The organism is Paraglaciecola aestuariivivens (assembly GCF_052983255.1).
Genome location: NZ_JBRKBA010000008.1, coordinates 148,903 through 163,539 on the forward strand (window position 1 = coordinate 148,903; position 14,637 = coordinate 163,539).

10 protein-coding genes are annotated in these 14,637 nt (G+C 41.4%); 3 read left to right on the forward strand and 7 right to left on the reverse strand.

Going from position 1 to position 14,637, the window contains the following annotated elements; translation table 11 throughout:
• Positions 1–19: 19 nt before the first annotated feature.
• The 3 genes from ACVCDT_RS13015 to ACVCDT_RS13025 all read right to left on the reverse strand — a co-directional run bounded on the left by ACVCDT_RS13015 (position 20) and on the right by ACVCDT_RS13025 (position 6,368).
• Entirely contained in the window at positions 20–2,191 is a 2,172-nt protein-coding gene (locus tag ACVCDT_RS13015; protein ID WP_447133216.1) for a hypothetical protein, read from the reverse strand.
• A gap of 33 nt (positions 2,192–2,224) precedes the next feature.
• Positions 2,225–4,288, reverse strand: coding sequence for a hypothetical protein (locus ACVCDT_RS13020; RefSeq protein ID WP_447133217.1), 2,064 nt, complete (start codon positions 4,286–4,288; stop codon positions 2,225–2,227).
• A gap of 175 nt (positions 4,289–4,463) precedes the next feature.
• Positions 4,464–6,368 (reverse strand): serine hydrolase domain-containing protein, encoded by a 1,905-nt coding sequence (locus tag ACVCDT_RS13025; protein WP_447133218.1) that lies wholly within the window; start codon positions 6,366–6,368, stop codon positions 4,464–4,466.
• Positions 6,369–6,596: 228 nt separating this feature from the next.
• On the opposite strand from ACVCDT_RS13025, the gene ACVCDT_RS13030 reads away from it, so the two are divergent.
• Positions 6,597–7,550 carry an amidohydrolase family protein gene (locus tag ACVCDT_RS13030; RefSeq protein WP_447133219.1) on the forward strand — a complete coding sequence of 318 codons (954 nt, stop codon included), beginning with the start codon at positions 6,597–6,599 and terminating at the stop codon, positions 7,548–7,550.
• Positions 7,551–7,771: 221 nt separating this feature from the next.
• Here ACVCDT_RS13030 and ACVCDT_RS13035 read toward each other — a convergent pair whose 3' ends face one another.
• Positions 7,772–8,563, reverse strand: a complete 792-nt coding sequence (locus ACVCDT_RS13035) for a peptidylprolyl isomerase (protein WP_447133220.1) — start codon at positions 8,561–8,563, stop codon at positions 7,772–7,774.
• Between the two features lie 112 nt (positions 8,564–8,675).
• A complete protein-coding gene (locus ACVCDT_RS13040) occupies positions 8,676–9,728 on the reverse strand; it encodes an aldo/keto reductase (RefSeq protein ID WP_447133221.1) in 1,053 nt (350 codons plus the stop codon).
• 282 nt (positions 9,729–10,010) lie between these two features.
• Between ACVCDT_RS13040 and ACVCDT_RS13045 the strand changes: the two genes are divergently transcribed.
• Positions 10,011–10,886 carry a response regulator gene (locus tag ACVCDT_RS13045; RefSeq protein ID WP_447133230.1) on the forward strand — a complete coding sequence of 292 codons (876 nt, stop codon included), beginning with the start codon at positions 10,011–10,013 and terminating at the stop codon, positions 10,884–10,886.
• 126 nt (positions 10,887–11,012) lie between these two features.
• Entirely contained in the window at positions 11,013–14,174 is a 3,162-nt protein-coding gene (locus tag ACVCDT_RS13050; RefSeq protein WP_447133222.1) for a PKD domain-containing protein, read from the forward strand.
• A 101-nt stretch (positions 14,175–14,275) separates the two neighbouring features.
• Here ACVCDT_RS13050 and ACVCDT_RS13055 read toward each other — a convergent pair whose 3' ends face one another.
• Positions 14,276–14,461, reverse strand: a complete 186-nt coding sequence (locus ACVCDT_RS13055) for a hypothetical protein (RefSeq protein WP_447133223.1) — start codon at positions 14,459–14,461, stop codon at positions 14,276–14,278.
• Between the two features lie 37 nt (positions 14,462–14,498).
• On the reverse strand, positions 14,499–14,637 hold a 139-nt coding region (locus ACVCDT_RS13060), incomplete at its 5' end, for an EF-Tu C-terminal domain-related protein (RefSeq protein ID WP_447133231.1).

The following is a 14,637-nucleotide window of genomic DNA, read 5'->3' on the forward strand; positions in this document are numbered from 1 at the left end:
ACGCCCTTTATTTTTGTTATTAATCATTTTTTGTACTTTTTACGGGAACAAACAAATTGGCACTATTAGTACCAAACTCTTTTTCCCATTTTCGGTAGGTGTTATCTAAATATTCATTGGCCATGGCTTTAAATTCGGGGAGGTCGTGCAGCATAAATAAATGAGGACCAGTTAAAGTATAGCGTTTAACCCCTACAAAGCCGTGTTCAATGCCATTTTCCAAATGGTTCTTCACATAGCTTATTAAAGTTTCAGAGTTTCTCTCTCCGTCAAGGTATAACCCTAAAGCACAACGTCCACCACGGCGACCAACTGACTCTTTACACAAAGTGATGTTAAATCGCGAAAATGTGTCTTGATCTATATATTGCGGATCACCCATTTGAAATTTCAACATGGCATAAGTCGTTTTGGCTGTAGTATTTGGAAAATGTTTGAAGAATTCTAATGACGTAAATTTCTCATCCCAATAAGTCACAAAATCTTGCCAGTCGCCTGTCATCGCTTTTTCATGTAAAAGTAATTCTGTGTAATATTGGTCGCTAATATTTAATTTTTGTTGTAAATCAATTAGCTTCACCCCACCTTTAGCTTGCTTTTTTAAGAGATGAATCAAATTAACTAAATTTGCGGCAAACCGTTGCTGTCGGTTAGGGTTTTCTCCCATATATTCTTTTAGTTTATTAATGGCTTTGTCGATATTGCCTGTGACTAATAACAATTCAACGTGATATTGTTGAGTTCGGGTATTCATTTCACCCTTAAATGCTTCTAAGTAATCTAAAGCAAGTTGTGGCTGGTGGTCGCGCCAGAACAGCATATCTACTACTGCCAACGCAGTAAGTGAGTGTTCGGGTGAGGATTCACGCAATTTTTGTGTGTAAAAATTAGCTTGTTTATTTTGGTTTAACCAAGTGTGGTATCTAATTAACGTAAATAAATTGAACTGATCTAAAGGGTTGACTTTAAACAGTGCTTCACGTGCCTCAATCATCTCGCTAACGCCATCTCGCACCAAGTTTAGTAATCGCCAATTTTGAATAATAGTATCAGAGGGATCCATTTGAACAGCGCGGTCGTAAAGTTCACGAGCCAGTTTTGGTTGGCTTTCATCAACATTTAGAAATTCAGCAAAAACCAATAATTTTAGCGGGAATTCTTGCTCTGTTGCTAAAAGTTGCTGAAATAATTCTCGCATTGACTGATTAGCTTTTTGCCTATTCATGTCACCATGAGAAGCGCCCAATGAATAGACTATATAAAGCTGCGCTTTGGCCAGCGCAAAATCAGGGTCTAATTCAATGGCTTGTTCAAGGTAATCTCGCGCTTGATTGAGCGCACTTGCGTTACGCTGATACCCTAGGTCGCGCCCTTTTAAAAACAAATCATAGGCTTGCTGGTTGCTTGTCATACCTTGTTCGGCTTTAACTTGCTCGGGCAGTAAGTTGAGTTTTAGCGCTTGGGTAATGGCGTAAGTGAGTTCGTCTTGCAGGGAGAATATATCGCTTAGTTGGCGGTCGTAGGTTTGTGACCATAAATGAATGCCCGACTCGGCTTCAATTAACTGAGCAGTGACTCTGAGTTGGTTTTTGTCTTTGCGCACACTGCCTTCAAGCACATAGTTAGCCCCTAAAGTTTGCGCAATTTTGCGAATATCTTGCTGTTTATCTTTAAACTGAAAAGACGAGGTGCGGGCTATCACTTGTAATTGTTTTAAACGCGCTAAGGAATTAAGAATCTCTTCAGCTATGCCATCAGAAAAGTATTCCTGAGATTTATCAGGACTCATATCCGCAAAAGGTAAAACCGCTATAGACAAAGCTTTGCTTTCGTCTATCTGGTAGGTAAAGAGTTTATCGTAGCCAATATAAGCTAATGCCAGTAGTAAACTCACCACTAAGGCCACATTGATTTTACTGCCGGTTTCATGGGTGATGGACTCGTGATATTCCACATCTTTACTTAGCTTGACGCCCTCTGGGGTTAACTCAAATGCCCAAGCAAAGATACAAACAAAGGGAAACCCAATAATCAAAATAACAGTCACAATACTGCCAAATTGTTCAGGTAATTTAAGGTAAGGCACCAGCACAGAAATAATCTGCAACACCAACCATGCCGTAATCAAATAAACACTGGCCACCTTAAATACATTGCGGCGTTTTAATTCTTTAAAAAACGAAACGCTCATATTTTTCCTTATTCCTTAGTAGTATTTAAGAGGCTATTGTTTATTAACAGTTTGAGCTTGCTCGTACTCGGCTAAGGCTTGTAGATAAGGCGGATAATCGCCAAACATCTGGTCGTATAACCACCGAGCATTAGCCATTCGAGTAAGGCTAAAGCGCTGTGTTGGTGCCATATAACCCAAACTTTTGCGCATAGCCCATGCTTGATCTCGATATCCCATATATGCATCAGCTTCAATTAAATTTGTGATAAAGGCTTTGTTTACAGAGGAAGCATTCAGTGCTTTTTGCCGATATTCATAGTACAGAGACTTATCGCCTTTTAAAGCCGGTAATGATGTCTGCCAAGAAAATACCTGTGCCGCGCGTTTGGCGGGCATTTGTTTAAACCTATTTTGATGAAATGGGTCAGCTAACTCTTGTTGAAACTGATTCAAGGCTTGATCGATTAGCTGCTCAGCCTCGGCATAACGTCCTGCAGCTCGCAAAATTAACGCCATATTTGAATGATATACAGTTTGCCAGCCTTCAAGTTTTGACAGGGATTCTTGATAAGCAGCAAGCGCCGCGTCTACGCCTTTTTCTTCGTAGACTACATCAATAACCCAGTGGGTTAATTTACAAGCGTTTGCTGGCCCGCCGTGTTGTTCGAGTATACTGTAAGCAAGTGTATCCCTACCCACATCTGATAAATTATTAACAATAGTGCATCGATGTTCTTGTAGCCTTGGGAATCGTTGCAGGTGGGTTAAACTTGCATTTATAGCTTGCTCGATTTTGCCGCTGTACCACAACGCCTGCACCCAAGTCCATTGAGCATCCGCAGACTCTGGGTCTAACTCAAGGTAAGTTTGACTGGCCTGGTAAACCTTGTTTGGCTGCCCAGTCAATTGATAATAAAATGCCAAATAGTCATAAATTAAAGGATCACCTGGTCGTGACGATTGCGCATATAATAGTTTGTTTTCAATGGATTCGTCATGTTCAACCTCGACCAACAATGCCACTATTGCCTGTCCAAGTTGTGTATCTGGATGATCAGGCCAACGGCTTTGCATTTGTTTTGTCACTTCTTGAATATCGTCTAAATACTCCATTTTAAAATATGGAATAAACCAACTGTAAGCTTCTGTCAGTTTGAGATAAGCCAAGCGAAAATCTGGGTCGAGTTCAATAGCTTGCTCAAGTAACGGCTTGGCTAAACTCGCTGCCTCTTCAGAAACTCCCCGACTCATAAACTCAATGGCTTGCATGTACAACTCATAAGCCTGCATATTCTGCGTGGGTTGGTGATTGAGCTCAGACAAAGTATCGGCAGAAATATGGCCATTGAGCTTTTTAACAATGGCCACGGCAATATCGGTTTGAATAGCAAAAATATCATCTAAAGTGCGGTCGTAGTTTTGCGACCAAATGTGCTGGTCGGTTTGGGTGTCGATAAGCTGCACTGTCACCCGCACTTTATTGCCAGAACGGCGCACACTGCCTTCTAATAAATGGCTTACATCTAATTGTTTACCCAGCTGAGATACTGTTAACTTAGACTCAGCAAGTTTGAGCATAGAGGTGCGCGAAATCACCCGCAGATCTTTTATGCGCGATAAATGGGTTAAAATTTCTTCGTGCACACCACCAGCAAAATAAGCGTTTTCAGCATCGGCTGACAGGTTTTGTAATGGCAAAACCGCTATACCAGTGGTAAGTGAGCTAGCTGTTGGGGCTTGTTGACTATCTGTGTTTACATTAGTTGCTGAATGGCTGGCAGCATTAGGATTAAACCAAGTGTAGGCAGTTGTAAGCAAGACTAAGATCAGCGCGCCAATGGTGATGTAATCAAGCTTTTTAACCACCTCAGTGCTGCTAGCTTGGCCTGTATCGCGCTTTATGCCATCAGGGGTTAACTCAAATGCCCATGAAAATATCACTACTGGAATATATCCCACCAGCAAAATAATGATCAGTACTTTAGAAACAACTGCAGGCAGTTCTAAGCCCTCAGCCAACGCACCAACCACCTGCAACAACAACCAAGACACCACTAGGTAAGAAATGGATACACGTATAACATTTCTACGTTTAAGCTCTGAGAAAAACTCCATTGCTACCTCTAGTGAAATTACTGTTTAATTTCGAGCAGTTAGAAACTGTTTAATTAGCAACCAGTATCACAACGAATTGATTAAAATTCAATCTACAATGGCAGGCACAATCCATTACGCCTTTTATGCCAATTTCAACTTAGTTAATCGGGCTGTTAACTTTTTGGTTTGTCACTCACAAGCCATATATAGACCCACCTATCAGGTTCCAGTGGTACATTAAATAAACAACAAAAAATGCGAACAATCCATATACGGTAAAATGAATCTGTCTCCATAGAGACCATCCAGATTTAGTCCATACAGCTATTAGGCTTAGAAGATGAATCACGGTAATTACACTGACTAATATAGTCACTACAAAAAACCATTTTACAGACAAAGGCGGATAGACAGATTCGTCTACTTTACTAATGTCAAAGCTCTGCATTTCTATAGCTAAAAATGCAATGGCAAACACAAATGTCAACCAACCCAATACAGAGAGCACAGTCACCCAACCGAGTTTTTGACCCACACTTGTTACCGCTAATTGACGACCATAGCGCAGACACATACCAATTAAACTAGTGAGTGATAACAACACTACCCCACCAACCCCCATCACAAGGGCTTGAGTGCTAGAAATAAAACCTATTCGTTCTAAAGTGGATGAGCCAAAGTATGTATGTAAACGCAAAACCTCACCTGAATCATCTCGCACTACCCTTAAGCGCATGCCCAACTTGTTGGTCCAAACGTCTTTAGAAAGTGGTGCATAACGGGCTTCTTTGCTGCCTGGCAAAACTAAATATCCATCATCGGTAGCACGAATTTTAATATCATTTCCCATACCATATAGCGCCACGCCGTGGTTTTGTGGACGACGATTATTTAGATAGGTTCCGGCGACTTGTTTGGCCGCTTCAACATTGCCTTTAAGCTGTAAAAATGCCTGTAGAGAACCAGTATTCGTTAGTCTACGTGCAATGGCCCATGCTAGGCCTTCGGCTCTAGAATCTGGGGAAATCATGTTTGTCGAAATAAATACCCCAGCGTTAATTTCAGGGATCACAAACATCCAACTTAAAAATTGGGTTGCTCCGCCATGACCAATAGCTGTCAATCCGTCAACATTACTAAGCATAAACCCCCAGCCCATGTCATCACCACCAATGGCATCTTCAAATGCTGGGGTAGTAATTAGTGCCCAAGCTTTATCTGATAATAATTGCCCTCCTTGATAATGAGTTTTGTTTAGTAACAAACGCATGAAAGTCGCGGCGTCTAGGGCGTCTAGGGCTGCAGCCCCAACTGGCTCTTGTGGCCTCACTGCCATGTACCCAGATACTTTAGCAACACCATCTTTAATTTTATGTGGTTTTGCCATGCGCGCCTCTAAGGCTTCAGGATTACGTCCAATGTTAGGATCATGTAGAGTTGTAGACTGCATCCCAACTGGCTGTAAAATATTGGTTTGCACAAACTCACTGTAAGGCATGCCAGAAACTTGCTCCACTACATAAGCTGCAATATTAGTGCCTGTATTGGAATAACTCGTTCTTTCACCGGCCGGGGCAACTCGCAGTGGAATATTGCGCTTAACTGCTTCTGCTATAGAGACATCTCTATCTGGATCAATAAAATCTCTTAGGTTGTCGTCAAAGCCAGGTCGGTGTGCCATCAGATCGCGCATAGTAATGGGGCGATCAAATGCTTCTGGGATACTAAACCCATTTAAGTAATGATTAATATCTGCATCTAAATCCAATTTTCCCTGATCGGCTAGCATGTGGGCTGATAACCAAACAAATAACTTAGAGATAGAACCAATGCGAAACAGGCTATGTTCATTGTTTAGTTCACCCGTTTCAGCGTTGGCTAATCCATAACCTTTGGTGATTTGTTGATCGCCTAGCACTACCGACACCATCACGCCTGGTGGGTCAAAATCATTGGTCATAGAAGTAACATAACCATCAATAAAATGCTCAAGTGCTTGTAAATCATTTGCAGACATACTTGACTGGGTTGAATTAACAGCTAGGCCTTGGGAAGCTTGTTCTGCAGCATACACAGAGAAAATAATCGATGAAGTCATCAGCAAAGTTACAAAAAACCAACGAAATCTAGATATGAACTTTAGCTTTAGCATAGTAACACCTTCCGTGAATGTTTATTTTTTAACCAGTGTAAAGTATTTTTTCAGTAATAGAAAGTTAGGCTATTTCAAGGGTTTAGCGCAGTTTGTTGGGTGTTTTTACATAAATTAATAGTAAAAAGCACTATGCTTAACCTTCTAAAAACAAAAGTGACCTAAGGAAATCTTATGCTTACATTGTTCCGTTTAGTTTTTATCGGCCTTATTAGTATTTTGCATATTGTTCATGCCAATGAGACTTACCGTGGACCAATTGTTGATGTACACATGCATGCTTATAGCGGTAAAAATCCAATGTATGGGGTGCAACATACCGATCCACATAGTGGCAAAATTTATCAGGGTTCAATGTCTGCAAGTGAACATAAACAGCAAACATTTGAACGCATCAAACGCTACAATATAGTCAAAGTCATGCTCTCTACCAATGAAGACTGGCTTGCAGAGCACCCCGATTTAATCTTGCACGGCTATGGTTTTGCGGTTGACATTGAAACGATGCGCCAGAAGCATAGTCAAGGCAAGTTACAGGTAATCGGAGAAATCGCCCCTAATTATCAAGATTTAATGCCCAATGATCCGGCAGTACTGCCTTATTTTGATCTTGCAAATGAGCTTGATGTTCCTATTGCTTATCATATGTTCCCAGGGGGGCAATCGGGTGGGGCATACAGCACATTTCCTAAGACTAGAGCTCGACATGTTAAACCCCTTGAGTTGGAAGATCTTCTATTAAAACGGCCTAACATGCGAATTTATATCATGCATGCAGGTTGGCCTTATATTGAAGATATGAAAGCCCTCATGTATGCCCACCCACAGGTTTATGTTGATACTGGTGTACTTAGTTTGGCGTTACCAACCTCAGAAGTGCATGAGTTTCTAAGACAAATGATTACGGCTGGTTATGCTAAGCGCATCATGTTTGGATCTGACCAAATGGTGTTTGTAGATGTTATTGATAAAGCGATTGCGGATATCCAATCAGCCGACTTTTTAAGCCTAGAACAAAAGGCTGATATTTTTTATAACAATGCAGCGCGGTTCTTTAGATTTTCAGATAAAGAAATCAAAAAACATCATGCGACAATAGACACTGCAAAATCCCAAGCCATTGAATAGCAGATCCAAGACATAACCTATGAAGTTGGCCGCGCCAAAGTAGCAAACTCTGCTGGGGATTTACCTGAAGATTGCCATTATTTGGTGGTTTGGAAAAAAGAGCGTGGGATGTGGAAAATGCATAAAGACATTTGGAATATCATTGATATCTAATCTCTTACTAAACTCTAGGCCCCCATAAATTGAGGGCCTAACTGGCCAAGCTACTAACCCTAAACTAGTTATTTAGTTCTTCTACCTAACAACAATAAAGCTGCTAACAACATCCACCCCATGCTACCACCAGAGTCAGACTCTGTGCTTGGGGTTGGGCTTTGCTGATTCACTAAGGTATTGGCTTTAGGTTGTAAATTTGCGGCGCTGTCTTCATTTTGATCTGTGACTACTATGTCTGTGACAACAAACAAGTGCTCATCAGTAATAGGCACCTCATTGTCTACGTCGGTTTGAGTATAGTTTTGGATTGGAATTTCAGCAAAGGCACCGCCAGCATTAAGGGTAATGGCTGAAGCAATAGAATCTACTACTTGCATGCCATCTCCTATTACCTGACCAAAAACCGTAAAACCACCCGCATTAGTGGCCACATCTAAACTGCTAGAATTATCTTCTAAGTTAATAAACCATTGAGAGGTAGCACTATCTGGGTTGCTACCTTTTGCCATAGCTATGGTCCCACGCACATTAGATAATTTGGGTTCATTTTCTACAGGTGTACCTGTGGGAATACGATCTAAACTAAAGTTATTCACTTCTACCGGCCCGGTATAACTGTATCCTCCACCTTGAATAACAAAGTTGCTCACCGATCTGTGCACTACACTATTGGCATAAGCACCGGCATTAACATAACTTAAAAAGTTTTCTACGGTTTTGGGTGTAGTTTGATCAAATAGATTAACCACTATTGTGCCTTCAGAGGTACGTATTTCCACTACAGTGGCACGCAACGAAAACGAACAACACAGCAAAATAAATGCGCTACAAATTAACAGTGAGCTTTTTTTAAACATAATAAATAGGATCTTCTAAAGTTGGGTGAAAGCACTAGTCTAAATCAATCAAGCGCTTACTTTTGTGTCATTTTGTAATTAAACCAAAAGTAAGCTGCAAAATTTAACTAAATTAAAAAGGCACAGGATAAGCCTTATATACCTGCCCTATTGCCGCCAGTTGTTCTGGGCTTAAAGTGATATTAAAGGCGTCAATATTTTCTGATAATTGAGCCATAGTAGTGGCCCCAATTATGCTTGAGGTAACGCCGTCTACTTGATTACACCAAGCTAAAGCCAATTGTGAAGGGGTGATATCAAACTGTTTTGCCAAGTCAACATATTGCGCGGTAGCAGCATGAGTGGCAGGCGTATCTCTAAACAGGCCGTTTCTCTGTTCAAAGGTCCAACGGCTGCCTTTAGGTAACTGTCCACCTAAATACTTACCACTTAACACCCCACCAGCTAAAGGAGACCAAGGTAAATACGCCACGTTTTCATGGATACAATTTTCGATGAGATAAGGCCAATCTTTACCATGCACTAAACTAAATTCATTCTGGATGGCCACCATTCTAGGAAGTGCGTGTTGCTCACTAAGTTGCAAGTAAGTGTTTATGCCCCACGGCGTTTCGTCTGACAAGCCACAAAAACGAATTTTACCCGCTGTTACGCACAATTGCAGGGCTTGCAATATTTCTAACATTTGTTGGCGTTCTTGCTTGGCATCGGCTCGCGAAAATTGCAAATCGCCAGGCCAATGTTTAGCAAAATGTGGCGAAGTTCGATTTGGCCAGTGAATTTGAAATAAGTCGATGTAATCAGTTTGTAAGCGTTTAAGCGACGCATCAACCGCTTCAATTACTGATTCGCCAGTGATTTTTGCCCCTTCGCGAATATAAGGCAAACCCGGCCCAGCCACTTTACTGGCCAATATAAGCTCTTGCCTTTTGGCTTGGTTTTTTCCTAACCAATGTCCAATAATGGTTTCGGTATCGCCATACTTATCACCTGTTGGTGGAACAGGGTAGAGCTCAGCGGTATCTATAAAGTTCACCCCTTGATTTAAGGCAAACTCTATTTGTTGTTCTGCGTCTTCTTGGGTGTTTTGTACTCCCCAGGTCATGCTTCCTAAGCATACTCGCGACACTTCTACACCACTACTTCCTAGTACGCTATATTGCATCTTGTGTTTCCCCAATTTACTTAGTTTAGTGGCCTGTATGAGTTAAAAGTTTGGCCTTTGAAACCCTGTTTTCTCAGCAAAATTAGTTTGCTAGTTTAATTGTGCTGCTTAGCTTTGAGTTAACCATTTTAGCGCCAATTAGCCTGTTTAACTATTGTACCTAAACCCTGTTTAAGACCAAGACTTAGCTCAATATATCTTAAATTTAATCAAACTAAAGCACATAGATTTAGCTCGTTTCTAGGTCTATGCTGAATAGGTATTTTGGCTAAATTGAACACTATGCTATTTGAATTCTCTGAATTTGCGATAAACACCCAAAAGAAGCAATTGTATTTTAAATCTAATTTGGTGAACGCCGACCAACGAGTGGTAGATTTAGTGATCGCGCTAGTTAGCCATTACCCCAAACACTGTGACAAACATTATTTGTTAACCCATTTGTGGCCAGAAACGGTAGTCTCAGAGTGGTCTATTTCTAAGCTGGTGTCTGATGCACGCCAAGAGTTCAAAAAGTTAGGCTATCAGGCAGAAGTGATCCAAACCTTGCACGGTCGAGGCTACAGATTAGCCAGCCACTTAGGTGACAAACTAACTAAAGTTTCTGATCCAACTCCACTTCGCTCTGATAATAGCCCAAGCAAATTTAGCTTTTTAGTAAGCAAAATAGTGCTGCCCCTAGGCCTAGCTTTTTGTCTTATTGGCCTAGCTTTTATCAGCAACTTATTTAAATTCAGCTCACCAGATATACAAAAAAGTCAGGCCCCAGACTCAATAGGCCGCTTGTTATGGGTAGACGATAACCCCGACAACAACCAAGTAGAAAAAGCTTATTTAGAATCACACAAGATTACCGTTTATCAAGTAAAAAGCACTGAAGAGGCCTTAACCAGTTTAGAGCTTTATGACTTTAATGTGGTGATCTCTGATATGGGCAGAGATGACGAAGTGCTAGCAGGATTAAATTTATTAAAAGCCCTAAGAGACAAAAACGACCTCACACCTTTTGTGATGTACACCATAGTTCTGACCCAAGCTCAGCAAGATATTTTGACTCAATATCAAGGGCAAGGTGTGGCAGTAGAAGCGAATAAACTTTACCAACTAGTTTTACCTTATTTTCCCCAAGCTCAACCAGATAACTCTGTAACACCTTGATTTAAAACACTTTCAAAACACTTCAAAAGCTTTCCAAAATAAATTTGTGAGCCTGGTCTATAGCTTACTAGGCCATAAGGCAACAATTTAGATGACAACAAGTTTTAGCTTGTTAGGAAGGAACTTATGAAAGCTGACAATATCTCTCTAGTACCCTGCTTAGCTCTGCTAGCAGCCCTCACCTTATTTGCTTGTGGGGGTGGCGGGTCAAATACTAACAACACCCCACCTGCAAATGTTACTAACAGTCCACCTGTGGCTAATGCGGGTGCAGATCAAAGTGTTGAAGAAAATACATTAGTCACCTTAGATGCCAGTGCCAGTAGTGACTCAGATGGCAGCATTAATAGCTATCAATGGACACAAACCGCCGGTACTGCAGTGGCCATTTCCAACAGCAGTGTGGCTATGCCAACCTTTACCGCCCCTTCGCTAAGCGCTGACGAAACCTTAACCTTTCAAGTGGTGGTTACAGACGATGATGGGGCAACGGCAACTGCCACAGTGAATATCTTAGTGCTAAAAAGCAATGTGCCACCTACCGCACATGCTGGCAACGACCAAACAGTGGATGAAAATAGCCTTGTGACTTTAAATGCCGAGCTAAGTAGTGATTCTGATGGCAGTATAGTGGACTATTTATGGCAACAAACTGCTGGCCCTAGTGTGACATTAAGTGATACTAGCGCGTCTATGCCTAGTTTTACTGCACCCGAGGTAGACACCACCCAAAGCTTAATCTTTGAGCTTCAAGTCACAGATGACAGAGGAGCCACAGATAGCGCCACCACTCAAGTGCAAGTCACACCTATAGCCGATAATCATGTAGATAATACTTTATTAGAAGATTCACTTTTAATTAATGAATTGTACTATGAATATAACCATCGCCTTGGTGATAAAGTTTGGGTCATGGGCTTTTTTGGCAATAGCGATATTAACCAAGATGGCGCCAGTTTTTTAGTTGATAATATGTTGCGCCTTGAGGTAGACGAAGCCTTTCCTCACCATACTTTTACTCGCTTAGATGGCGCTGTGCCGCCCGACTCTTGGCAAGGCGACTTGGTTTTGGTGTATGGTGAAATTAAAGATTACGCCACCGAAACAGGTCAACCCAGCATAACCCCTACTCCACTTATTACAGTAGAAAAATTTACTTTGGTTAAGCCCTTTGAGCAAAACAATGACTGGCAAAATATCTTTTTAAAACCAGATGTGGCCCCTGAAAACGCTGTTGAGAAATCCGCAAAAAGCGTAGAAGACTTTGCCCCAACTCAGTATTACAGCAATCCAATCAACAAAAGTTTAGTCACAGGTACCCAAGCCCAAGATTGCGATCGCTCAGTGATTATTAGTGGAGGGGTAGATCAGTCTAATAATCACAAACGTTATAAAGACAATGTGGTGGCTAAATTTAATAAAATGAAAGAGTTAGGTTTTGGCGATGACCAAATCGAAGTGTTTTATAACGACGGTGGCGAAATTAACGTAAATGGCAGCAATATTGTCGATGAAAAAACCAGCTTAGAAAAACTTAAAGCACATTTTGAAAAGCTAGCACAGGATATGCCCGGTAGCTGCACGCTCACGATCTTTGTTACCGATCACGGAACAGGCTATAACCAAGAACAAGGCTATAGCGGCGCCCGCCCCGCATTAAATGGCGATGAAGCCACAAGTGGCAAATTGTTTGACGAGAATACCTTCATCTTTGATGCTAGAGCTAAAACCGTAGTGCGCTCTGACTCTTTTGTTTTTAGAGGGAACCAATGGTTTGTAAGAAAAGACGAAAATGGTCAGGTATATCTATTTAAATGGGTCGAAGATAAGTGGGTATTCAAAGGTAGCAACGATAATGGCGACAATATTGTTAGTGAAACTGAATTGGGTGGAGAAGATATTAATGGAGACGGAGACACCACAGATAGTGACTATGGTATTTCTGTAGCTTGGTTAACAGCTAAAGACTTGGGAAACCGTATCTATTTTAACAACAGTTGGGACACTGACGGAAATGGTAAAGACGATATTCGCTTGCGTTGGGATGGCAGTCGCTATGTCGTTGAGCGATTGGTCGAGAACGAATGGAAAGAAATGGGACGCGACACAAACGGTGATTTTGTAATTGATATTATTGATGGTGGGGTAGACTGGAATTTAGATGGCGATAAGGCCGATAAAATCGGATTCCACGAAGGCATAAACCTGTGGGGAAACGAAGTCTTATGGGATGATGCCTTTAGAGATTTACTCAAACCACTTTCGGATAATGGTGTTCACATCATGATGGAAATGGTGTCTTGCTTTAGCGGTGGCTTTGTTCCAAATGTTAAAGACTTAGTGGAAAACATTTACACTGGTTCAAGTGAAGATACTAAACACTACAACCGTGTAGGTGCAGATGGACAATATGTCGCCATAGACGAAATGGCTTTTCTAGACAACCTAGTTGGTATAGATACCGACAGCTGGAATGCTGCCGCAGCCGCAGCCACTGCTGCAGACGACAAACTGGCTGAAGAGCAAAAAGCCACCAAAAATATACATGTACATGAGCAAACCACTCGATTTGAAACTGGTAGTGTGTTTGACACTGCTGGCGCAGGTGAACACGATTTGCTACTAGATTTGCCCGACGATTTAGTTGGCCAAATATATGACTTTGAGTTCATCTTTGGTCTACAAAAACCACGCTGGACAAATGTTAGCTTTCCAGATGGTTTACCAGAAGGCTTGCAAATAGAAGAGATTCCAGGAGGAATTAGAGTCTTTAGTGAAAACCCTATTCCCGACGAGTTAGTGATTACCATAGCCGTTGAAGGAGCAGTACCAGAAGAAGAACTGCGTATAGAATTCACCAATGCTGAGCATAAAAGATTGGGATACACCATAGCAGCAGAGGAGAAATTTGGCTTACCTGAGCAAATAAGTTTTTCTAGTAACTATCTCAATTGTGTAAACCATACAGATCATGGTCAAAGCTCACCCAGTATCTTGGAGTGGTTGTTAACTGCGATTACCAATGGCAGTTTTGCCTTTACTGATATAGCAGTAACCTTGCAAGCAACCTTACCTGACGGCCAGGTGATCACTGAAGAAGTGATTTTGCGTCCACAAGGGATAATGTATTTGTTATTAAATATTTTTAACTTTGGTGACTATCAAATAGAAATTATAGGCGCGCGCCATGTGCCTTCTCAGGAAACCTTGGAATTAGCCGGGCAGTTAATCTTTGCTTTTACTGTGGGTGCAGAAGAGACCAATAAGGATCAATGTAAACCTGACTAAGCATGTTTAAACTTTAGGCAATAAAAAGGTCACTTAGGTGGCCTTTTTTTGGCTTTAACGCCAGATTTTAGTTAACTGTTGGGCGTTTCATTTACATGATGTCAGTCACTTGGCAAATCACCATGCTTTTGGGTGTAGTCAGGGGGCTGAGCAAAAACTAATAACACTGACTTTACCAACTTGTTTAATTCTTCGGAAGTTTGTTGGGGGTTCTCACTTTCGCGAGAATGATGGGGCTTGCTGTTGGCTTTTGGAGATTCTGAATCTAGTTCATAAAAAAAGGCCACCTAAGTGACCTTTCTTGAATCAGTTAATGGTTGACCATTAAGCGATAATTTTCGCTACTACGCCAGCACCTACTGTACGGCCACCTTCGCGGATTGCGAAGCGTAAACCTTCGTCCATCGCGATTGGGTGAATTAGCTCAACTTTGAATTTCAAGTTGTCGCCAGGCATTACCATT

Bases quoted from the DNA above. Each gene is read 5' to 3' on its own strand.
- ACVCDT_RS13015 (WP_447133216.1), bottom strand. From the start codon at position 2,191: ATGAGCGTTTCGTTTTTTAAAGAATTAAAACGCCGCAATGTATTTAAG.
- ACVCDT_RS13020 (WP_447133217.1), bottom strand. From the start codon at position 4,288: ATGGAGTTTTTCTCAGAGCTTAAACGTAGAAATGTTATACGTGTATCC.
- ACVCDT_RS13025 (WP_447133218.1), bottom strand. From the start codon at position 6,368: ATGACTTCATCGATTATTTTCTCTGTGTATGCTGCAGAACAAGCTTCC.
- ACVCDT_RS13030 (WP_447133219.1), top strand. From the start codon at position 6,597: ATGCTTACATTGTTCCGTTTAGTTTTTATCGGCCTTATTAGTATTTTG.
- ACVCDT_RS13035 (WP_447133220.1), bottom strand. From the start codon at position 8,563: ATGTTTAAAAAAAGCTCACTGTTAATTTGTAGCGCATTTATTTTGCTG.
- ACVCDT_RS13040 (WP_447133221.1), bottom strand. From the start codon at position 9,728: ATGCAATATAGCGTACTAGGAAGTAGTGGTGTAGAAGTGTCGCGAGTA.
- ACVCDT_RS13045 (WP_447133230.1), top strand. From the start codon at position 10,011: ATGCTATTTGAATTCTCTGAATTTGCGATAAACACCCAAAAGAAGCAA.
- ACVCDT_RS13050 (WP_447133222.1), top strand. From the start codon at position 11,013: ATGAAAGCTGACAATATCTCTCTAGTACCCTGCTTAGCTCTGCTAGCA.